Annotated in this window: 19 protein-coding genes; 12 read left to right on the top strand and 7 right to left on the bottom strand. The window is 41.3% G+C overall.

The window, feature by feature from the left end:
• Positions 1 to 142: 142 nt before the first annotated feature.
• On the bottom strand, positions 143 to 862 hold the full coding sequence (locus tag V7K53_RS00720; RefSeq protein ID WP_335055433.1) for a response regulator transcription factor: 720 nt from the start codon (positions 860 to 862) through the stop codon (positions 143 to 145).
• 587 nt (positions 863 to 1,449) lie between these two features.
• On the opposite strand from V7K53_RS00720, the gene V7K53_RS00715 reads away from it, so the two are divergent.
• Entirely contained in the window at positions 1,450 to 2,544 is a 1,095-nt protein-coding gene (locus tag V7K53_RS00715) for a hybrid sensor histidine kinase/response regulator (protein ID WP_335195793.1), read from the top strand.
• Positions 2,545 to 2,565: 21 nt separating this feature from the next.
• Here V7K53_RS00715 and psb35 read toward each other — a convergent pair whose 3' ends face one another.
• On the bottom strand, positions 2,566 to 2,772 hold the full coding sequence (psb35, locus tag V7K53_RS00710) for a photosystem II assembly protein Psb35 (RefSeq protein ID WP_335195792.1): 207 nt from the start codon (positions 2,770 to 2,772) through the stop codon (positions 2,566 to 2,568).
• Between the two features lie 234 nt (positions 2,773 to 3,006).
• Positions 3,007 to 3,189: a CsbD family protein gene (locus V7K53_RS00705; RefSeq protein WP_335195791.1), complete on the bottom strand. Its 183-nt coding sequence runs from the start codon at positions 3,187 to 3,189 to the stop codon at positions 3,007 to 3,009.
• Between the two features lie 453 nt (positions 3,190 to 3,642).
• Between V7K53_RS00705 and V7K53_RS00700 the strand changes: the two genes are divergently transcribed.
• From V7K53_RS00700 to V7K53_RS00665, 8 genes are all read left to right on the top strand, one after another.
• Positions 3,643 to 4,266 (top strand): SMI1/KNR4 family protein, encoded by a 624-nt coding sequence (locus V7K53_RS00700; RefSeq protein ID WP_335195790.1) that lies wholly within the window; start codon positions 3,643 to 3,645, stop codon positions 4,264 to 4,266.
• Between the two features lie 541 nt (positions 4,267 to 4,807).
• Positions 4,808 to 5,041 (top strand): hypothetical protein, encoded by a 234-nt coding sequence (locus tag V7K53_RS00695; protein WP_335195789.1) that lies wholly within the window; start codon positions 4,808 to 4,810, stop codon positions 5,039 to 5,041.
• Positions 5,042 to 5,043: 2 nt separating this feature from the next.
• On the top strand, positions 5,044 to 6,702 hold the full coding sequence (locus tag V7K53_RS00690; protein WP_335195788.1) for a tetratricopeptide repeat protein: 1,659 nt from the start codon (positions 5,044 to 5,046) through the stop codon (positions 6,700 to 6,702).
• 540 nt (positions 6,703 to 7,242) lie between these two features.
• Positions 7,243 to 7,575: an RNA recognition motif domain-containing protein gene (locus tag V7K53_RS00685; protein ID WP_094351322.1), complete on the top strand. Its 333-nt coding sequence runs from the start codon at positions 7,243 to 7,245 to the stop codon at positions 7,573 to 7,575.
• Positions 7,576 to 7,816: 241 nt separating this feature from the next.
• Positions 7,817 to 8,005, top strand: coding sequence for a 30S ribosomal protein S21 (gene rpsU / locus V7K53_RS00680; RefSeq protein WP_012407716.1), 189 nt, complete (start codon positions 7,817 to 7,819; stop codon positions 8,003 to 8,005).
• A 214-nt stretch (positions 8,006 to 8,219) separates the two neighbouring features.
• Positions 8,220 to 9,980, top strand: coding sequence for a serine/threonine protein kinase (locus V7K53_RS00675; protein WP_335195787.1), 1,761 nt, complete (start codon positions 8,220 to 8,222; stop codon positions 9,978 to 9,980).
• 566 nt (positions 9,981 to 10,546) lie between these two features.
• Complete coding sequence (locus V7K53_RS00670; RefSeq protein ID WP_335195786.1) at positions 10,547 to 11,110, top strand: pentapeptide repeat-containing protein; 564 nt, start codon at positions 10,547 to 10,549, stop codon at positions 11,108 to 11,110.
• 188 nt (positions 11,111 to 11,298) lie between these two features.
• Positions 11,299 to 12,483 carry a M20 family metallopeptidase gene (locus V7K53_RS00665; RefSeq protein ID WP_335195785.1) on the top strand — a complete coding sequence of 395 codons (1,185 nt, stop codon included), beginning with the start codon at positions 11,299 to 11,301 and terminating at the stop codon, positions 12,481 to 12,483.
• Positions 12,484 to 12,564: 81 nt separating this feature from the next.
• On the opposite strand, the gene V7K53_RS00660 is transcribed toward V7K53_RS00665, so the two are convergent.
• From V7K53_RS00660 to V7K53_RS00650, 3 genes are all read right to left on the bottom strand, one after another.
• Positions 12,565 to 13,617 (bottom strand): hemerythrin domain-containing protein, encoded by a 1,053-nt coding sequence (locus tag V7K53_RS00660; RefSeq protein ID WP_335195784.1) that lies wholly within the window; start codon positions 13,615 to 13,617, stop codon positions 12,565 to 12,567.
• A 263-nt stretch (positions 13,618 to 13,880) separates the two neighbouring features.
• Positions 13,881 to 15,344: an ABC transporter substrate-binding protein gene (locus V7K53_RS00655; protein ID WP_335195783.1), complete on the bottom strand. Its 1,464-nt coding sequence runs from the start codon at positions 15,342 to 15,344 to the stop codon at positions 13,881 to 13,883.
• 72 nt (positions 15,345 to 15,416) lie between these two features.
• The gene (locus V7K53_RS00650; RefSeq protein ID WP_335195782.1) at positions 15,417 to 16,787 is read right to left on the bottom strand and encodes a serine/threonine-protein kinase; all 1,371 of its coding nucleotides are present in this window, start codon (positions 16,785 to 16,787) and stop codon (positions 15,417 to 15,419) included.
• Positions 16,788 to 17,379: 592 nt separating this feature from the next.
• Here V7K53_RS00650 and typA point away from each other — a divergent pair.
• From typA to V7K53_RS00635, 3 genes are all read left to right on the top strand, one after another.
• Positions 17,380 to 19,170: a translational GTPase TypA gene (typA, locus tag V7K53_RS00645; RefSeq protein ID WP_335195781.1), complete on the top strand. Its 1,791-nt coding sequence runs from the start codon at positions 17,380 to 17,382 to the stop codon at positions 19,168 to 19,170.
• A 274-nt stretch (positions 19,171 to 19,444) separates the two neighbouring features.
• Positions 19,445 to 19,819, top strand: coding sequence for a hypothetical protein (locus tag V7K53_RS00640; RefSeq protein WP_335195780.1), 375 nt, complete (start codon positions 19,445 to 19,447; stop codon positions 19,817 to 19,819).
• 10 nt (positions 19,820 to 19,829) lie between these two features.
• Complete coding sequence (locus tag V7K53_RS00635) at positions 19,830 to 21,812, top strand: caspase, EACC1-associated type (RefSeq protein ID WP_335195779.1); 1,983 nt, start codon at positions 19,830 to 19,832, stop codon at positions 21,810 to 21,812.
• A 17-nt stretch (positions 21,813 to 21,829) separates the two neighbouring features.
• On the opposite strand, the gene V7K53_RS00630 is transcribed toward V7K53_RS00635, so the two are convergent.
• Complete coding sequence (locus V7K53_RS00630) at positions 21,830 to 22,183, bottom strand: hypothetical protein (RefSeq protein WP_335195778.1); 354 nt, start codon at positions 22,181 to 22,183, stop codon at positions 21,830 to 21,832.
• Between the last annotated feature and the right edge of the window lie 24 nt (positions 22,184 to 22,207).

Genomic DNA, 22,207 nt, shown 5'->3' with positions numbered 1-22,207 from the left:
TAAACTTTGTAACAATTTCTTCATAAATCTTTGTCCCAGTTAACTCCTTTGACCGAAAAAAAATTGACTGGAGACTGGGAAAGAAATATTTTTATTTGTTAAGTGTTCTTGTATACGCAGTTGATGATGGTTATTTACTTGCTCACGGTACTAATCCCGCCCGCAAAGCACGGACAGCAGCTTGTGTCCTGTCAGCGACACAGAGTTTATTGAGAATACCTCGAACATGAGTTTTGACAGTACCGACTGTTAAATAGAGCCTTTTAGCAATTTCTGCATTGTCACAGCCAGCGACAATCAACTCTAAAACATCCATTTCTCTGTGAGTTAAAGGATAGCTGACTATACTTTTCTCAGTATCTGCGTCAATACCTTCAATCAGGACTCTTTTTCCAGATGCGCCTCTGTTGCCATCGGGGAAATCTTGACGTATTTGTTGTAGTACAAGGTCTGCGATCGCAGGATCGATCCATGAGCTACCTGCATAAGTCGTTTGCACAGCCTCTACTAGTTTCTCAGTTTCTATATCCTTCATACAATAAGAATCTGCACCTGCTGCAAATGCTGCTAAAACTGCTTGTTCGCTATTTTGCATCGTTAAAATTAGCAGCTTTGTTGTATAGTCCTCATTCTCTGCCTGATATTGCCTAAATGTGCGTGTTAGCTCAATACCATCCATGTCAGGCAAACCAATGTCAATAGTAGCAACATCCGGCTTGAGAGTTTTCAGAAGCTTGATGCCGTCGGCTGCATTGGCTGCTTCACCAACAATGTTAAACTCTGGCTGAGTTTGTAAGGCAGACCGCAAGCCGATTCTTGTCAGGTTGTGATCTTCAATCACAAGGATCTTGATTTCACTCATAGTTGCTTAACTTTACTGTTATTTATCTAAAGTACAGATTAAAATAATCTCGTTCTTCTATTCGGGATCTTATACAAAAAGCAATGCGTTTGGTATTATTCCCTGAACTTCATCTACCATTAGACATAGATAACCTTATCTCGTAAGCTTTTCTAAGGCAAGAGTTTCGATATGACAATATAATTCAATCAAAAAATATTTTTATACATTAACCTAACGCTCAATGTTTTATGCTATACAATTTTTCATGAAAAATCTGGTAGCAAGCAAAAGTAGGTGATTATTAAGTAGTTATCCTTGCTTTGAGCGGTATTATGCACAGAAAAGGGACTAAAATAACTCACTCTAGCACCCAGGCACTCATATTAATTGGATAATTCAGGCAGCTAATATACTTATGACAAAAGTAAGTTATTAAACAAATGATACATTAAATAAAGAAAAAAGTAAGTTTAATTACGTAGAATACAGGTATTTAACTCAGGAAACTCTAAAAGAAAATGTTAATCCTTAATAATCTCAGCGCTGGTGAAGTAAGCTATTACTAGATTTGCTAGGGATAGCCAAGCACTTCTTTTTTTTTAGCCATGTCTTTACCTAAAACTGTCAAAAAAGATAAAATTCTCGTTGTCGATGATATTTTTGACAATCTACTGGTCTTAGAAGCAGTCCTAGAAGATGAGGACTATGAAATTAGCTTGGTAGAAGATAGTAAGATTGCTCTGGCTATGGTTGAAGAGTCACCGCCAGACATAATTCTCTTAGATGTGATGATGCCGGAGCTAGATGGCTATGAATTTACTCGACGCATCCGACAGAATCAGGCGTTGCCATTTATCCCGATTCTGCTGCTCACGGCTCACTATGAGTCTAGCGTTGTTGAAGGACTAGACGCTGGTGCGGATGACTTCATTCGCAAACCATTCGATCCTGATGAACTACATGCAAGGGTGCGATCGCTCCTGCGCCTCAAGCATAGTATCGACGAACGAGATCAGATGGCGAACCTCCGGGCAGATTTTGTCTCGCGTTTTACTCACGATTTACGTATACCCTTAGTAGCCTCCAACCGCGTATTAAAATTATTGCTGGAAGGCAGGTTTTGCGATGTTTCGCCACAATTGCAAGAAATAATTAATACCATGATTGGCAGTAATCAAGACCTGCTGGAAATGGTAAATACCTTGTTAGAAGTTTATCGTCATGAAGCGGGCTGTAAAACCTTAAAAATTTCTCCCTGCAATATTCAGGAATTAGTTAGTGAAGTTTCCCAAGAATTAACTCCTTTAGCTGAAGAAAAAGGATTAGCTGTAAACATCGATCGAGGTGAAACTGCAAGCACTATTATGGGCGATCGCTTAGAACTGCGGCGAGTTTTGACAAATCTTATCGGCAATGCTATCAAATTTACAGACAAAGGTTCTGTAAATATTCACTGTTATCTGACTCCGGTAGCTGTGAATATTGAAATCCAAGATACAGGGCCAGGAATTTCTAAACCAGATCAGGCAATATTATTTGAGCGATTTCGTCAAGGAAAACACCAACGTTCTGGTAGTGGCTTGGGACTATATCTTTCTCGCTGTATTATCGAAGCACATCAAGGCACAATCGATGTGACATCTGAACCAGGTAATGGTAGTACATTTACTATCCGTCTACCTTTAGCTGACGAAAACTAAAAGTAGGCAGACAAAAAATTATTACCGATCGATTTCTGGAACAATATCAGGACGTTCTTTATCTTCCCAACCTACAGGACGTTTAGAATTGTACCAAGCAATTGATCCTATAGTCACAGCAGCGATAAAGCCTAATCCTAATAGTGCTGTCAGCACAATAGAATAAGTAGAGTTACCTTGTAATGTTGGGATGTCTGTTAAAAGATAGGTAAATAGAATATTAATCATGAATTAGCAGCTTTTAAAAATCAGTATATAGATGGACAAAATGTCTTGCGATCGCTATTGTCAAAATACTTGAAAATCTTAGGTAAAAAATAGAGTTAATAAAGGGAGAAGGTTCAGTAAATAATTATTTAACTTAAACCTTCTTCCTAAATAAAGTTTCACCTATCACATTACCGCCAAAATCTAGTGACTTGAGCAACTTGTTACAGCGAGGAAAACCTCGATTGCGCTGTACTATTCTAAAGTCTTTTTAACTTCATCTTTGATATTTTCAGCGGTGTGACGGACTTGGGCTTCAGTTTGTTTAGCTTTACCTTCAGCTTTATCTTTAGGATCGCCAGTTACTTCGCCAATTACTTCTTGTACCTTACCTTCGACGTTTTTAGCAAAAGCTTTTGCTCTATCTTCGATACTCATATTATTTGCTCCTAAAATATGTTACGTAATCAATTACTTATTGCTTGCTTGAAAAGCGCTGCAATATCTATAGATTACTTTTAAATAACTTTTGATTCTTCTATCTGACGATGTTTTTATGACAAATATTTGTGTCCATTGTACATAGTTATTTAAAGCTTAAATTCATCTTGAGAATTCAACTAATATCCAAAAGAGAGAAAGGTACCATTGTATTTTTCAGTCTTAAGATAAGATAATTTATAACTTAAGGTAGATAGTGATGCTGATAAGCTGCAACTTAGCTTATCACAACTTGATATAATAAATATGTCAACAGTGTGCGGAGGCTTTCAGCTTGGTGCTTGGTGGTTGATAGTGCAATATTAGTGAGGCTGTGTATTCAGTTCCGGGTAAATGAAATGAGATGCTTTAAAATACTTTCGTCTTTAGTCACTAAATGAGGTGAGTTCAATGTCTGAACTTACGGATGAACTTCAATATATTTTGAATTGGTTAAAATCTACCAATCATGATTTCTTTGATTGTTACAATCCAGGTTTAACTCGCCAGCAGATTGACGAAATTACAAAGGATTTACCATTCCGATTATCGGAAGAAGTATACGAACTTTATCAATGGCGCAATGGAACCGCCGATCTTGGTTATAACAATGGGTATCTACCACTCTATTTTTTGTTTCCTGAGCAATTAAGAGCCGATATCATTTGTTCTTTTTGTTCCTTGCAAGATTCAGTTTATATTTACAAAAGTATAGGGGAAGCAACTAACTACGATGATGTATATTGGAATCAAGAATGGTTTCCTATTGCTGCGTATGAGACTAAAAGAATGCTTTATGTAGTTGGCGATCTCGATCCATCTCCGGTTTATCTTTGGGATGTTGGTTGCCTTGAGGATTCAGTAAGAATATATGAAAATCTTATCAGTATGATATCTGTAATTGCAGAGTGTTGTGAGTTTGGTTTATATCAACTCATACCAGATAAAAATGGAGAAGAAGATGACATGATAATCCGAATAGATGAAGAAAAACTGGAACTTGAAAAAGAGATATATCGAAAATATAACTCATAATTTAAAAAAATATGAAGTCCTGCCAATGTTGGGTTTCGTTCCTCAAACGCCACTTGCTATCTGAAGGAAACGCTAAAAGCAAGCGAACAAGTCGGGAAACCGTAAGGGCACAGTGGCTCCCCAACCTACGTAGTTTAAGGTTTTTGGGGCTAACCTAAGCTTATTAAGTTATATATTAGTCACATCTTTCTTAATAGTCACTTATTAACTTGCAATCTGCTGTATATTACTTCTGCAACTTTGACTACTTAAGCAAATATTAGAAATAACTGACACTAAAAATAGTTGAAATCTCAGTAAATACCTTAGGAGCAGTAGCTTGCAGAATAAGGATTTTGTCATAAAATTTAGCAGAAATCAACATAATTGTTCAGATTTTAACTGAAGAATAGTTTAGCTAGTGCAAGAAGGCATAGAGAAGTCTCGGCAGCGACTTTGAATTACCTAATAAAAGTTGTGACTAATTTCTGCTCAAAGACAGCAGGAAAAATTATCCACGTTTATTGCTAGCTTCTTACTTGTAGTATTTATGAAGATATTTATGCAATCAAATTTTAGTACTCAAGCAACTCCCAACTCCCAATATATAGACTCTAGTGTGCAAACTGATTCATCTGTTAACATTTTCATCGGATATTCTATCTTGATTCCAATGATTGTGTTTGTAGGGTTAAATATCTATAAGAAATACCGGGCTGCTGTTTTTCACAGACAAGTTGCTTCTTTAGAGAAACTGTGGCATTTAAATATTAAAAAAGAGCTTGAAGAAAAATAATCATGAAGTACTTATTTCTACTTTGGGTGCTTATATTCTCTTTAGTCGCTCCTAATGTGGCGATCGCTGACGACAAGCCGCTTTACGTCTACGCTCAAGCAAGACAGCCCTATACTTTAATATCTGGACTTGGCACAATCCACCATCCAGTTTCTACTTCTAATCCCCAAGCCCAAAAGTTTTTCGATCAGGGATTAAATTTGATTTACGCTTTCAATCATGATGAGGCGGCGCGTTCTTTTCAATATGCTGCCAAACTCGATCCGCATTTAGCGATCGCATATTGGGGTATTGCTTTAGCCTTGGGCCCCAACATTAACTCGGCAATAGATCCCAACCGAGAATTAGCTGCTTACCAAGCAGTACAGCAAGCTTTGGCCCTTTCTACCCAAGCTTCCACCCAAGAACGAGACTACATTACCGCCTTAGCAAAACGTTACTCTCAAGATGCCGATGCTGATTTGTATCAACTAGCGGTAGACTACGCCAAAGCAATGGGAAACCTAGTCAAGCGCTATCCTGATGATTTGGATGCGGCGACACTTTACGCTGAAAGCCTGATGGATCTGCATCCTTGGCAGCACTGGACTAAAGATGGTAAGCCACAGCCAGATACAGAAGAAATTGTGGCTGTTTTAGAATCAGTTCTCAAACGTAACCCAAATCATGCAGGAGCTAATCATTACTATATCCATGCAGTAGAAGCCTCACCTTCTCCAGAACGCGCCCTTGTCAGCGCTAAACGACTTGGAACTCTAGCGCCAGCAGCGGGACACTTGGTACACATGCCAAGTCATATTTATTTTCGTGTGGGGGATTATGAAGGGGCAATGCAGGCAAACAAGCAGGCGATCGCTCAAGATGATATTTACATCAAAAAATATCAAGTCCAGGGCACTTACCCCATGATGTATTACAACCACAACGTACATTTCCTCATGGTGGCCAGTAGCATGGCAGGAAGATATGAAGATGCTCTGAAATCCGCAGATAAATTAGTTACAAACGCTACTGCAATTGATCCGTATGCACCAATGCTAGAGGGATTCCTGGGCAGCAAAATGCTGATTCAAACACGCTTTAGTGATTGGGATGCCATCTTAAAAACTCCTGCTCCTGAAGCTAAATTGCCCACTACCTCAGCACTTTGGCATTTTGCTCGCGGTATGGCAAGCGCAGCCACAGGCAAACTTGAAGATGCAGCAAGTGAAAGTCGGGCATTACTAGCTGCCAAACAGGGAATTTCCACCGAGAGAACTATTGGATTCAGTCCAGCCAGTAATATTTTAGACATTGCCTCAAAAGTTCTAGACGCCAAAATTGCTAGAGAAAATCATGATTATGAATCTGCCATCCAATTGCTAGAAAAAGCAGTAGTAGCAGAAGATGCCCTAAATTACGTGGAACCACCAGACTGGTATTTTCCGACGCGGGAATCTTTGGGTGCTGTGCTTTTGGCTAAGGGTGACTATAAAAAAGCTGAGAAAGTCTTTCGTGCCGATTTAAAAAAATATCCCCATAATGGACGTTCTCTATTTGGCTTGCAGGCAACTTTGCAAGCACTAGGCAAAGATGAGGCCGCTCAACTTGTCAAAGCTGAATTGGAGACAGCTTGGAAAGGTGATGTTCGGCAACTTAAGATTGCAACTTTGGTTAATTAGGCGAATATGATGTTACGCCACTTGCTCTCCTTTTCCAAAAGGAGAGGCTAGCGCCAAAGAAAAAGACTCGCGATGCTTGCTGGTATAAGCATCGCAGTTGCTTTTATAGCAGGTTCTCCAAAAGAGTACAAGTCACAATAGTTTTATATTTGTTGCCTGACTTTGCCTTTCGTATTAAAATTTTGAAGTAATGCTTCATGGTGAATGCAGTCAAACGTTCAATTCGGATATTAAAGATGCGCCCCTGCATGTCTGATTTTCTATATCACCCTACAGAATTTATCTTATTCCATTTCCAACCCCTTTTTGTGGTGGATTGTACTTGGGGTATGTGGGGGCGGGCGATCGCTTAGGTGCGATCGCATCACTGGTTAACTATCTACTGGGTGCAAAGAGTTGGCTCGTATGTCATCCTAGATTTATGAGAGTTAATTCAGCGATGTCTTTGGTTTTAGTATTGAAAGGCTTTTTCCTTTTAGTATTTACAGACTTCTGAGAGAAATTAAAATCTCTACACAGTGATGATTTTGGAGAGAATCGATGTCAATTTATGTAGGTAACCTCTCTTATGATGTTACACAAGAAGATTTAAGTGGTATTTTTGCAGAATATGGTACTGTAAAGCGCGTTCAAGTACCTACTGACCGTGAAACAGGTCGTCCGCGCGGCTTTGCTTTTGTGGAAATGGGAACTGAAGCTGAAGAAACCGCTGCTATTGAAGCTCTAGACGGTGCTGAGTGGATGGGTCGTGACCTAAAAGTGAATAAGGCTAAACCCAAGGAAGACAGAGGTGATAGAGGTTCCTTTGGTGGTGGTAACAGAGGAGGATACGGCAACCGCGGCGGTGGCGGTGGCGGTGGCGGACGATACTAACCTTGGAAATAAAAACTTACCAAGAGTCTTAAGGTCAGACAAACAAGAGTCTGTCTTTTTTTTGTAATGTTACCGCCTGCATAACCATTAGACCTCTTGCAAAAAGCACTTTTGCAAGAGGTGGGAAAAGGGTAAAGGTTAAGGGGGAAGGGCAAAATACAGAACCTTTCCCTTTCCCCCTTCCCCTTTTCCCGACTTCTGCAAGAAGTCTATTGATGAAGTCAACTTAGTAGGAGAAATAATGACCCAAGTAATTGTAGGTGACAATGAACACATTGAGTCAGCCTTACGACGATTTAAACGAGAAGTTTCCAAGGCGGGAATTTTCCCAGACATGAGAAAGCATCGTCATTTTGAAACACCCTTAGAAAAACGCAAGCGCAAAGAAGTTGCCAAGCACAGACAAAGTAAGAGAAGTTTTCGTAATTAAGGGCTGAGATACAGCAGAATTCAGAATTCTGAAGTCAAACAAGCTTTATACCTTGCTTTGAGACTTAGCTTGTGTACTTCACCTTCCTTGAAATCCGCTGTAAATATGAATGAATTCCCTCATAGATTCTATGAGGGTTTTCCTTTTGTCTATTTTAAAATCAGGAAACCTAAAGAAACGCTAAAATCAAGTCAGCCTTTGTATTGTAGCGGTTGTGTCCCACATCACTCAGAGTGCGGTTCACTGCATAAATCCTGATTGTCAACGTCCTTATCCTCAGCCTTGGGGAAACAAATTTTGCAACAGCTGTGGCGCACCGCTAGAGTTGTTAGACCGCTATGTTCCACTTCAGCCATTAGGATCGGGAGGATTTGCTCAAATTTACACAGTTTGGGATGAAAAAACTCAAACTGAGAAAGTGTTAAAAGTGTTGGTAGAAGATTCGCCCAAGGCACTGGAATTATTTACCCAAGAGGCAGCAGTTTTATCCAGTTTGCACCATCCAGGTGTCCCCAGAGTCGATGCCGAAGGATATTTTCAGGTACAACTGTTTAACCCCAAACCGCACCAACTGCCTTGTTTGGTAATGGAAAAAATCAATGGGCGGACTTTAGAGGAAATATTAAAAAAGTTTCCCCAAGGCTGTCCAGAGAGTTTGGTTTTAAACTGGTTTGCCCAAGCTGTGCAAATTTTACAAGAATTACACAAACGTCAGATTCTTCACCGGGATATTAAACCTTCTAATTTAATGCTGGGTACATCTTCGCCATCTTTAACCCCATCTCCAGGGCAAACAGAGGGCGATCGCTTGGTGTTAATTGATTTTGGCGGGGCGAAACAATTTAGTGCCTCTAAACTGCGTTCTAAGTCTAGTTCCACACGATTATTTTCTTCTGGCTACAGTCCGCCAGAACAAGTAACTGGAAGTATTGTCGGGCCAAGTGCCGATTTTTATGCTCTTGGTCGAACGGTGATTGAACTACTAACAGGCAAATACCCGCTAGACTTGGAAGATCGGCAGACGGGGAAATTGCGCTGGCGAAATGCGGTGAATGTAAACCCGCAACTAGCAGATTTACTGGATGAGATGGTGCAGGAAGATGTGCGATCGCGTCCAGCAAATGCAGCTATAATTCAAAAACGTTTGGCGAAGATTTCTCAACCATTACCGCCGCCAGGGTTATTTGCCCAACTGCGAGACAAGATTAAGCAAGCCTCAACGCAAGTTTCCCAGAGATTTACACTGATAACACAAACTATTGAACAAGTTTTAGCTAACTTTAGCCTAGCTGTCACCAAAACCGTTATTTTTATTGCTCAGACAATCATTAAAATTTTCCGAGCTTGTTTGGCGACAATTTGGGCGATCGCACTCAGTACTATCGGCGCTTGTTTTGGTGCGATCGCTGGTTTTATTTTGGCCTATCGTACCAGCTTGGGGCCTCAGGTTGTGGAATTGATTGGGAGTCAGCTAAATCAATTAGTGCCAAATACTCAACCCGTCTTCGGGGCAGATATTTTGGTGTTCGTCGCCGCAGGCTGGGGAACCGCATGGGGACTGACAGTATCTGGGTGTTTTGGTCAACGGCGGCGGTTTTTAGTGGCTTCCTTGATGGGCATAATTAGCTATGGCTTCGGCTGGTTAATTTTGCAATTAATCACCCCAAAAGATAGCGGCGAGGGCTTAATGGCAGTGATTTTAGTGGCAGTTTGCCTACTCACCTTGAGTTTAGGACTTCGCAGCCATCATGTAGTGTACGCTGTGTTCGCGGCCTTTGGCAGTGCGATCGCCTATGCATTTTTGATTCTTTTGAAGTTAGCACCTCCGATCTTCCAATTTTCTAGTCAACCAGCCTGGTCAGAGTTACAGTTACCTCTGATTTTTTTTGGTTCTGTGGGCTTCTTTATCAGCTTCTGGTTAGGAGTGAGTTACTACCTAATTGTCCCTGGATTGCGCTTTTTAGGGTGGCGATGAAAGAGGCGGGGGAGCAAGGAGAGCAAGGGGAGCAGAGGGGCAGGGGAGACAAGGAAGACAAGGGGGAATTATTGAACAAGTCTCTCCCTTGTCTCCCCCCCTTTTCCTGGTCTACCTTGTCTCTTCTCGATGCCCCATGCCCAATGCCTAAAAACAACGTGAGTTCGACAAGTCTTATTTAACCTCTCCCCCAACCCCTCTCCGACACGGAGAGGGAAGCAAAAAGCAGAATTTTTCGTTGCTCCTCCCTTTTCGTTTCGGAGAGGGAGGCTGGGAAGGAGAGGTTCATCGAACTCACGTTAAAAACAAGATCCCCCTAGTCGTATTTTTATCGAGCTAGGGGGATCACATATTTGGTAGTCTATAATTGGTTCGGTATAGTTCCTTACGATTTGATTCTATAGCCTATATTCCCGTTTGAGTAGTCTTACTACTAGAATTTATAGTATTTTTACAGCTTCTTAATCAATGCTTCATCCCTGTACTTCCTTAGAGAAGCAGTATATGTAAGGATGACAGTACGTGATGTTCGTAACTTGTCATTTTTGTAAATATCAGTAAAAAATATGAAACTTAAGATTGTTGCCACCGTCGTCCTGTTAGCTTGTTTAGGGTTTGCAGAGCAGGCTCTTGCATTAAATCAGCTAGACTTGGATCAGTTGAAGGCAACAAGTGCCTGTCCTCGGTGTAATTTGAGTGGCGCTGACCTAAGTAAGCTGAATCTAACTGGAGCAAATTTGCGAGGGGCTGACTTGAGCGGCGCTACATTATCTCAAGCTAATCTCACAAATGCCGATCTCACCGGTGCAAATTTAGAAAGTGCGGTTCTAAATTCGGCGAATCTCAATGGTGCTTCTTTAACAGGAGCAAATTTAAAATCAGCATCCTTGGAAAATGCCGATCTGTCTTTTGCCGGCTTCATCAGTGCCAATTTAGAAGCAGCAAACTTAAAAGATGCCAAATTGCAATTTACTAATTTTCGGGGTGCTAACTACCGATTAACAACTTTAAATAATGGTGTCGTCACCTCTGACAAACCTTATGGCTGGTCGTTAGAGCGTCAAAATCCCAGAGAATGTAACGAGTACAAACCCGAAAATACTCCAGGCACAACCTGCTACTCAAAATAAACTGGGCATTGGGCACAAGGGGCAGAAGGGGCAGAGGGGCAGAGGGGCAGAGGGGCAGAGGGGAAAACTTACTGCAACTTCTCCCCTGCTCCTCTGCCTCCTTCAACCCCTATCCTTGTATAGCAAAAGCATTTTGTTTGTTAACAGTTCTTTATCATGGGAAAAAAGCCTATAGATTAATTGAATCGATGCTTACCCATATAAAAGACTTAGCAGCAAAACTAGCGCCTCGCTTAATTGAAATTCGCCGCCACATCCACTCTCACCCAGAACTCAGCGGTCAGGAGTACCAAACAGCAGCTTTCGTAGCTGGTGTTTTGTCTTCCAGTGGACTGCACGTACAAGAGGGAGTTGGCAAAACCGGCGTGGTTGGAGAACTCCAAGGCACTGGACAAAATGACCGTTTATTGGCAATTCGCACTGATATGGATGCCTTGCCAATTCAAGAGAGCACAAATTTGGAATATGCCTCTCGTGCAGATGGGATTATGCACGCTTGCGGTCACGATGTCCACACCACTGTAGGGTTAGGAACGGCAATGGTGCTGTCCCAAATGGCTGAGGAGTTGGGTGGAAAAGTGCGGTTTTTATTTCAGCCAGCCGAGGAAATTGCTCAAGGGGCAAGCTGGATGGTGAAAGATGGAGCGATGGAAAACGTTTCAGCTTTATTAGGGGTTCATGTTTTCCCTTCTATACCCGCAGGATCTATTGGGGTGCGTTACGGGGCATTGACAGCCGCCGCTGATGATTTAGAGATTCTGATTATGGGAGAATCTGGACATGGGGCGCGTCCCCATGAGGCAATTGATGCGATTTGGATTGCTTGCCAAGTGATTACTGCACTGCAACAAGCCATCAGCCGGACACAAAATCCTTTGCGTCCTGTAGTATTGAGTATCGGGAAGATTAATGGTGGCAGAGCGCCGAATATAATTGCGGATAAAGTGCAGTTATTGGGAACTGTGCGATCGCTCCATCCTGAAACTCGTGCCCATCTCCCAAACTGGATTGAAAACATTGTATCTAATGTTTGCCATACCTACGGAGCAAAATATCAAGTCCATTATCGCCAAGGTGTACCCAGCGTCCAAAATGATTACGCCCTGACGCAATTGTTACAATCAGCCGCGGAAGAAGCTTGGAGTAGCGATCGCGTTCAAGTCTTACCCGAACCCTCCCTTGGTGCTGAAGATTTTTCGATGTATTTGGAACACGTCCCCGGTTCTATGTTTCGCTTGGGTGTCGGCTACAAAGAAAGAATCATTAATCACCCTTTACACCATCCCCAATTTGAAGTCGATGAATCTGCAATTATAACTGGGGTTGTAACTATGGCATACACAGCTTATAAATACTGTCAGCAAAATTTGTAAACAAAAACTCCCAGCAGATAAACGCTGGGAGTTTTTGTTTAATTAAGCTTTTTTAGCGGATATAGAAAGTCCGAAAGCATCCTATACATTCGATTCAGTTACAACACCCAGCTTTTGTTGAATTCGCGTCTTAGCGGCTTTGAATTCAGTCGCCAGTTGTTCGGTTTCCTCAGTGCTTAAGTTGTTGCGAATGGCAGCAAACATTGTGCTTTCTTCTTGACGAATATGGTCGCCAATAGCATCCATCAACTGTTTAACTTTTTCTTTGAATTGAGGTGAAGATGGGCTAAGAGCCTTAATTTCCTCTAGCGCCTGCTTGGCATGAGCTTGTTCATCAAACAATTCTTGGGTGTTATCTTGACCGTAGAAAGGACGTACTCTTGGGTAGACTACTTCCTCTTCAGCTTCAGCGTGGGCACTTAAATCCTTGTAAATTTGACCGAAGTACTCTTGGATCTTTTGTGGATCGTTGCTTTGTAGTAGTTCGGTGAACAGGGTATTTACCTTGTTGTGATCGAGGCGGATGACATCTTGGATGTTTAGATCCTTTTTGTCGCTGTTTTGGGTTACAGCACTACCTACCACACCACTGACTGCGGCCAAAGCGTCTTGAACACGTGCCCAAATTCCTTGATCTGCATCTTGTCCAGTGAGTTCGCGGACACCTAGAATTTCCAGAATACCTTTGAGTTGCTCTTGGTGAGCGCGGTTCTCAAAGTTAATGGTATTCAAAGGTGCGATCGCTAGTAGAATGTCAGCACCAACTTTTTGAGCAGCTTTGTGAACTATCAAGCCACTCATTACTAGTTGATGTTTCAGCAATTCATGCTGAGAGATTTTTTCATACAGACTCAACTCAGAACCTTTGAACAATTCGCGAGCTTTTTCAATGAATTGTGTAACATTTTTTTTGGGTTCTGCCTGAATCCCATACTGACCAATTACGGTTTCTAAAACACCAAGGTTTTTTTCATCATCATTTATGAAATTTCGGATGCGATCGGCAATTTCAGCATCAAGCCCTTGCGTTAAAAGCGATTGTTCATTTTCAATGACCAACTGTTGGAGTGCTTTAAGACTTGCAAGTTTTACAGCAATAGCATTGCGTTTCGTATCATCTAAAGTAGTTACCATCTGCGTTCTCCGTCGGCAAAGTGTTCGTAATTCTTACTGATATAACCTTGACACAGAGGTTAGAGAGATTCCATCTTTCTTTTGAGCGATCGCTCTCACAACTCTGGGTAGAGAAAAAAACTTTTCGTTAGAGAAAAATCGAAGCGATCGCTTCAATTCATGGTTGCAATCAAATGAAGCAGTTTAGTATGACATTCAAATTAAATAGATTACCTATTTGAAAGTAATCTATATCTTTAGAATGATAATTAACATCAAAAAAACTACTTCTTATTCAAGAGGGCAAAATCGTAACCAGTCCCACTAGAACAAGATTCACAACGCTCAATTTTGACAAGCATTGCTTCTCCTTGACGCTCCCCGGATGGCGAAAACTGAATCATTCCGGTTGCTCCAGATGTTGAAAAATTGGGATTAGACAATACCCTTTGTAATCCTTCGCGGGTACTATCTTCTTTTAAGCCAGCAATAATTGCTTGGAGTGCATCATAAGCTCCCGCTGTTCTCTGATTTACTTGGGCATTCCAAAGCTGAAAGGCATTTTTTGCAAAAGGGTTATCTTTATTAGCATCACGATGCCAATACACAGGTAATACCATTCCTTCGAGATCCTTGCCATTTTGTAAAGTTGTAGCACTGTACATAGTTTCAGAAGCAAACAGTGGCTTTCTACCTTTAACCTCTTGTGCTACTTTGGTGGCAAAGTAGATATTTCTGATTGAAGGCATTAGTAAAAAGCCACTTGCATTTTCTGTTTCGATGGCTTTATCTACAAAAGCTTTAGGGTCAAAATTCTTATCGGCTAAATTGCAAGGCGTAGTAATAACGTTGCTGCCATAATTTTTGATAGCTTGAGTGTACTTTTCTACAAGTATCTGATTTGATGAAGAGGTTGAATTATCTCTTGAACTACGAACATCGCCACAAATAGCAACATTCCTTGCTTGTCGAGCAATGTAGCGAGAATGAGTGTCTACTAAATTATCATATAACGGATTTACATGAAACAAGTAGTTAGTTGTGGAACTATTAGGCTGACTATTTAATGTATTATTATCTAATCTTTCAGGATTTTCTGCTTGATTTGGTAGCTCGACAGGCAAAACTAAAACCAAACCTTTCTCCTTATATATTTCTGCCTTACGTCTAACACCCACGGCAGCTACAAGGCTTTGATCTTGAGCTAATTCATTATCTAGGCGTGCAGAATCTTCCCTATTCTCAGCACTTGCAATTAAAATTTGCAATTTTTTACCATTAATTCCTCCTTGGTTATTAACTTCATTTTGAGCTTGAGCTACACCGCGTAAAATCTCTTCTGCTAAACTAGGATCGAAGCTAATTGGTGCGACGATCGCAACTTTTATAGCTGACAAATTATCTCGCGCTATTTTGGCATTGTTTAAATAAATTAAAGTTTCTGGGTCATTGCGATTATTTTTTAGTGAAGCAGTAAACTTTTGAACAGCAGTAGTAAAATCTTTCTCAGCAAAAGCTTTCACTCCATCTGTTTTTTCAGGGGATGTTTGAACTTTCACCAAAATCCTTGTACCCAAATTCATTAATGACGGCTTATTTGTAAATGAAGATGAAGTTTGCGTGGGGTTTGATGATGTTGTGACGATAGTAGAAGAAACTTTGCTAATTAACCATAAAATAGCTGCTACCATTACCCCTGCCAGACCAAGAGAAATAAGCAGTCTCAAGTTTTCTTTTTTATTTGTCATGAATAATTACCAAGATTTTACAAAATTTATCTGAAATAAAGAGATTTATGACAATTGAACAAAACCAAAAAACTAAAGATATTTAGCAATCAGTTTGTTGATTATTTCAGACACACCCACAATAATAACTGTCAATAAACCTGCCAGAATAACTAGCAATCCTACTAGCAGCAATCCATTTAAACCAGCGTTGAGAAGATTATTAGTTAGGAGATTTCTGAAAATAAATACAACGAGTAAATTTGCGATGATAGCAATAACAATTAAATAAGCTTTTTCCAGAAGCGGGTGAGATTGAATAAAGACTAATCCTCCTAAAATTAGCAACCACAATCCAGAGCTAATCCAAGTCGTTCCGAGAAAACTTATAAGTGCGATCGCTAAAAATGAACTACCCGATCCAGCTATTATTGCTCCAGACAATAATCGACTGTTAGAGAATTGTGGTAGATATCGAGTTGATGTATGTTGATTTTGTGGTTGCGATCTCGATCGCAGAGTAGGTGGAATAACTGTAGGAACTGATGTATACCTTAACGGTGGCAACTTATTTAAATCTTGTAAGACAGCCTGTGCAGATTGATAACGCTGTTCGTGATTTTCTTGTAGTGACTTATTAAGAATCATCTCTAATTCTTGACTTATGGGTTGCGTTAAATGCTGCCGCCAACTAGAAGTCCAACCATAGCCTTGTTTCATCCACAAACTTGAAGGAGAGATATTGGTCAGCAGATGAAAGCAAGTTATTCCTAAACTGTAAATATCACTGGAAGGAAAAACTTTACCCGCTTGCATTTGCTCAATCGGTGCGTAACCTAATGAACCAATAATTGTCCCCACTGCGGTGTTTGTAGGTTCCGTTTTTTGCTTTGCCACCCCAAAATCAATTAGTACTAGTTTTCCATCATTTTGACGGCGAATAATATTTTCTGGTTTAAGATCGCGGTGAATTACTTGTTGTTGATGTATGTCTACCAGTACAGATAATAAATCTTTTAAAAAATCTCGAATCTTGGCTTCGTCAAAAACTCCCTGCTGTTTTAACTCTTGCAACAGATTTTGCCCTTCGATAAACTGCTGCACTAAATACAGATATTCAGCTTCCTTAAAATATGCATACAAATTTGGAATTTGAAGATGTTCTCCTAGTTCTTTGAGACGTTTGGCCTCTCGTTCAAACAACTCAGTCGCTTTTTTATGTGCCTGACTACCCTGGCTGCCATAAAATTGACTTAGAACCAGCTGCTTGACAACACATCGTTCATTGAGCTTGTCTATATCTTCTGCGATATATGTGCGTGCAAACCCTCCTCTTCCTAATGGTGCGATGATTCGGTAACGATTTCTCAATAGCGATACCAACTCTGTGCCACAGCTGAGGCAGAAATTTGCCCCGTCAGGATTTTGGGGATTCTCACAATTAGGATTTAGGCAGCAGACCATAGAATTATCGCTGTCATTTTATTAGTTTTTAGAATATACCTTAAATTCTCTACAGGTGTTACATTGTAAAGTCTCTACATAGACAATGACGAGCGCTTCTTGCTCTCCTAAACAATTGACTTAACTCTACATTGTAAGAATTTTGTGTAAGTTGAATATTTTTGTAGAAATACCTACTTCATTTTAGTCAATAGAAACCAGGCTTAGCGATCGCTTCTCTTCGATCCCAAACAGGAAATAACCTGACTTTTAGCAGCCAGTAACTTCATCTCTCTTGGTCAAAGATCGCACTTTTCACCAAAGCATTTCAATGACTAAATTCCTCTATGTGAATCAACCGCAATTTTCAAAAGCAATACTGCCCTTCAGGTAACACCTGTTTGCCACAGATGCTTTTTTTTATCCCACCAATGCCGTAATTACCACACATCTCCATTATGGGGTTTACAAAACTCCCCGCAATTGTGACGATTACGCTAGAATTATTAAAGGTTCTTTACAGAATTTGCCGATCGTTCCCAATTCTGTTAAAACAGCCTAGCATTCAAATGTAAATCTTATAAACACCCTCTAGAGTTCACCAAAAGCTTCTATGACGCTCCCAATTCGCAACGTCGCCATTATCGCCCACGTTGACCACGGCAAAACGACCCTGGTTGACGCACTCCTCAAACAATCCGGCATTTTCCGCGAAGGCGAAGACGTTCCGGATTGCGTTATGGACTCTAACGCCCTAGAACGGGAACGGGGTATTACTATCCTGTCTAAAAATACGGCAGTTCGCTACAAAGAAACACTAATCAATATTGTTGATACTCCTGGACACGCTGACTTTGGTGGCGAAGTTGAACGCGTACTCGGCATGGTTGACGGATGTCTTCTGATTGTCGATGCCAATGAAGGCCCCATGCCCCAAACACGCTTTGTTCTCAAAAAAGCCTTAGAAAAAGGGCTGCGCCCCATTGTTATCATCAACAAAATCGACCGTGGTCAAACTGACCCTCACGTTGCTGTTGATAAAGTTTTGGATCTGTTCTTGGAATTAGGGGCAGATGAAGACCAGTGTGATTTTACCTATCTGTTTGCTTCCGGTATGGCAGGTTTCGCCAAGGAAAGCTTGGAAGCAGAATCGGTAGATATGCAACCCCTGTTTAATGCGATTCTGCAACACGTTCCACCACCAGTAGGCGACAGCAAGAAACCTCTGCAATTGCAAGTTACAACCCTAGATTATTCTGAATATCTGGGACGGATTGTAATTGGCAGAATTCACAACGGTACTATCCGCTCAGGACAGCAAGCTGCTTTGGTAACAGAAAATGGCACCATTGTCAAAGGGAAAATTACCAAATTGATGGGCTTTGATGGACTGAAGCGCGTAGAGATGGAAGAAGCAACCGCAGGTTATATTGTGGCGGTGGCTGGTTTCGCTGATGCTTATATTGGGGAAACAATTACTGACCCCAATGAACCGCAAGCTTTACCACTAATTAAAGTGGATGAACCAACGTTGCAAATGGCCTTTTGGGTGAATGATTCGCCCTTCGCTGGTCAAGAAGGGAAGTTGGTAACATCAAGACAAATACGCGATCGCTTATTCCGCGAACTTGAAACCAACGTTGCTTTACGTGTCGAAGAAACCGATTCTCCCGATAAATTCCTCGTTTCCGGTCGTGGTGAACTCCACCTGGGTATCTTAATTGAAACCATGCGCCGGGAAGGCTTCGAGTTTCAGGTATCTCAGCCACAGGTAATTTACCGCGAAATCAACGGTCAGCCTTGCGAACCTTACGAACTCTTGGTGTTAGACATTCCTGCTGATGGTGTGGGTAGCTGTATTGAACGCCTGGGACAACGCAAAGGCGAAATGCAAGATATGCAACCAGGTAGTGGCGATCGCACCCAGCTAGAGTTTGTCATTCCCGCCCGTGGATTAATTGGTTTCCGGGGTGAATTCATGCGGATGACTCGTGGCGAAGGCATCATGAACCACAGCTTCTTAGACTACCGTCCAATCAGTGGCGATATTGAAGCCCGTAACAAAGGTGTTTTAATCTCCTTTGAAGAAGGCGTTTCTACCTTCTACGCCATGAGAAACGCTGAAGATAGAGGAGCATTCTTTATTACTCCTGGCACAAAGGTTTACAGAGGCATGATCGTGGGAGAACACAATCGTTCCCAAGATTTGGAATTGAATATCTGTAAGACCAAGCAGTTAACTAACCACCGGGCTGCTGGTGGCGATGAATTGGTGCAACTGCAAGCACCAATAGACATGAGTCTAGAGCGTGCTTTGGAATACATTGGCCCCGATGAATTGGTGGAAGTTACACCCCAATCTATTCGTCTGCGGAAGATGTCGAAAAAGTTGGCGAAACGGTAAGTAAAGCAATAACTTAATTGATTTAGAAAGCTCACATCAGTGGGCTTTTTATTTTGTTGCTTACATCTGTCCATGTCTTTTTTAGGTTGCTCAACTCCTCGAAACTCTCTAGTGTTGTTTGTCGTAGTTATATCCAAAAAGACAAATTTGTTTTCTATGAAGATTTATACAAATGTTCGTTATGTTCATTAGAGTAATGAGGTTTTTTCTGGTATAAAGAAATATAATTGTCAGTCTTTATAAAAAAACTAACTAAACTTTTATTAGTCACAGTATGACCGCAAATAGCATTAAATTTACGATCGCTTTCAATGACCCTGATTTGGACGCGGAAGAAAAGGACGAGCAGGTTCAACGACTAATTACTGAACTCAAGCAAATTGACGAGGTAGATGCAGTTGGTCGTATTCTTGATCCCAGCCCACCAGAAGGCAACAAAGCATTAGGCGGATTTCTGGTGGGTTTATTAATGGCTGAGGTAAATACAGCCAATGCGAAAAAGTTGATTGGATTTCTGGGCGATCGCCTCGGTGGTAAACCCATTGAACTGTCGGTAGAAGCCAACGGCAAGAAGCTAACAGTGAAAGCCCACAGCCGGGAAGAACTAGAAGCCGCCATCAAAGCAGCCCAAGATTTTATTGCAGCATAGACAAGAAAACATGGCAAAGGTAGCGTTACTGATTGGGGTCAGTGAGTATGAGCCGGGGCTAAATCCATTACCTGCGGCTGTGAAAGATATTGAGGCGCTGCAACGGGTCTTGAAAGATTCGGAAATGGGCGGATTTGATGAAGTGAAAGCACTTCCTAATCCTGACCGCCAGACGATGGAATCTGAAATTGAAACCTTGTTTTCGGGTCGTGATAAAGAGGATTTGGTGTTGCTATTTTTCTCTGGACACGGCATTAAAGATGATGGTAACAAGCTGTATTTTGCCACTAGGATCACTCGTAAGAATTCCAAAGGGGAGTTAATTAGGTCAACTGCTGTACCCGCCAACTTTGTTCAGGAAATTATGAACAATAGCCGTGCTAGACGGCAGACAATTATCTTAGACTGTTGCTTTAGCGGAGCCTTCGATCCAGCATTACACGCGAAAGATGATGGCTCGGTTGACTTGCAGACACAACTTGGGGCTGAAGGGCGAGTGGTACTGACTTCTTCCAGTTCAACTCAATATTCCTTTGAGCAGCAGGGATCAGACTTATCGATTTACACCCGATATCTAGTCGAGGGGATTGAAACCGGAGCAGGTGATCGCAATGAGGATGGGTTGATTTCGGTGCTGGAATTGCATGAGTATGCTGTTAGCAAGGTGCAGGAAACTGCCCCCAAGATGACCCCAAAGATCATCGTTCTTAAAGACAAGGGGTTTGAAATTGTTCTCTCCAAAGCACGAGTTACTGACCCTAAGTTGAGATATCGGAAAGCTGCTTCACGTTATGCCAATGCTGGAACGATTCGTCCAGCAGGTCGCGCTGTTTTGAATACACTGAGGCAGCAGTTAGGTTTGACCTCTCAAGAAGCCGCTGAAATTGATGCTGAGGTATTACGCCCTTATCAGGAGCGATTAGCGAATCTACAAAGTTACCGAGAAACTTTAATTGCAGAAGCAGAATATGAATATCCTCTAAGTGGAGAAGCCTGTAAAGAAATGAATATGCTTCAAGAGCTTCTGGGGTTAAGAGACACTGATATCTTGCCAATTAAGCAAGAAGCTGAGACACAGTTTGCCCAGAAGTCGGAGTTATATCAACAGAATTTAACTCAGTATAAGCAGTTATTAACAGAAACAATTCAACGAGAATTTCCTTTAAACCAGCAAGCTCATCAAAACTTAGAGAATTTGCAGAAGTCTTTAGGGCTGAGAAATGAAGATATTACAGTTCTTGAACAACCTCTTCTTCAGCAAGCAGAAATTAGATATCAGGAAAAGCTAAGACAAGAAGCAGAACGGCAGCGACAAGAACAGGAAAAAGTAGAATACAATGATAAACTTCAACGCTATGAGCAGGAATTTTCTAGAGCAATCCAGGCAGGATATCCTCTGAATCAAGACGTTTTGGATGGACTGAAGACTTTTCAACAGCAATTGAAACTTAAGTATGAGGATGTTGCACGCATTGAGCGACTGATTGCTGAACCAGCAGAGGCAAAATATCAAGAAAAGCTCAGGCAACAAGAGGAAGCAGAACAGCAGCGACAGGCAGAACTGGAACAGAAGCGTCAAAAAGCCGAGTATGAAAATAAACTGCGTCGTTATGAGCAAGATTTTACAAAGGCAATTCAGACCGATTCACAAGGTATGACAAAAGAGTCATTAGGGGTTGAAACTATTGGCGGTGTAATGACTGTGATAATTCCAAGTAATACATCACTTCCAGCGAAAGTCAGCGAAATTTTTAGCACAGCTGTAGATGGACAAAATAATGTAGAGATTCATGTTCTTAAAGGAAACAGCGAGTTGGCAAAAGACAACGTGAGCTTAGGGACTTTTCTCATAAATGACTTTCTATTTGCCCCTAAAGGTGTGCCTCAGATTGAAGTGACCTTCAGTATTGATTTAAATGGAGTTCTATCTGTTTCAGCTAAAGATAAAGGGACTGGCAAAGAGGCATCGGTAACTCTAAAGCCTGATGCGTAAATAATTCTGAAAGCAAACTATGAATTACAGTGCGATCGCCCTTTAATTCCATTACGACACAAGCCAAGCACAATCTCTAGCCAGCAGATATTTTTACACAAAGCGATCGCCAATTGCAGTATAGATTTAGAGTGCGATTGCCCTTTAATTCCATCACGGCACAAGCCAAGGGCGTAGGCGTAGCCCGTCGTAGACATCGCTAGCCAGCAAACATTATTACACAAAGCGATCGCCAAATTGCAGCATAGATTTACAGTGCGATGCCCATTAATTTCATCACGACACAAGCCAAGGGCGTAGGCGTAGCCCGTCGTAGACATCGCTCCTTTGAATATTTTCACACAAAGCGATCGCAGGTTAAAAATTATCAATAGATTTTCTTAGAAACACTAATT

Source organism: Nostoc sp., assembly GCF_036917355.1.
Classification (GTDB): domain Bacteria; phylum Cyanobacteriota; class Cyanobacteriia; order Cyanobacteriales; family Nostocaceae; genus Nostoc.
Note: the sequence above shows the minus strand (reverse complement) of the source record. Positions and strands in the feature narration are given on the sequence as shown.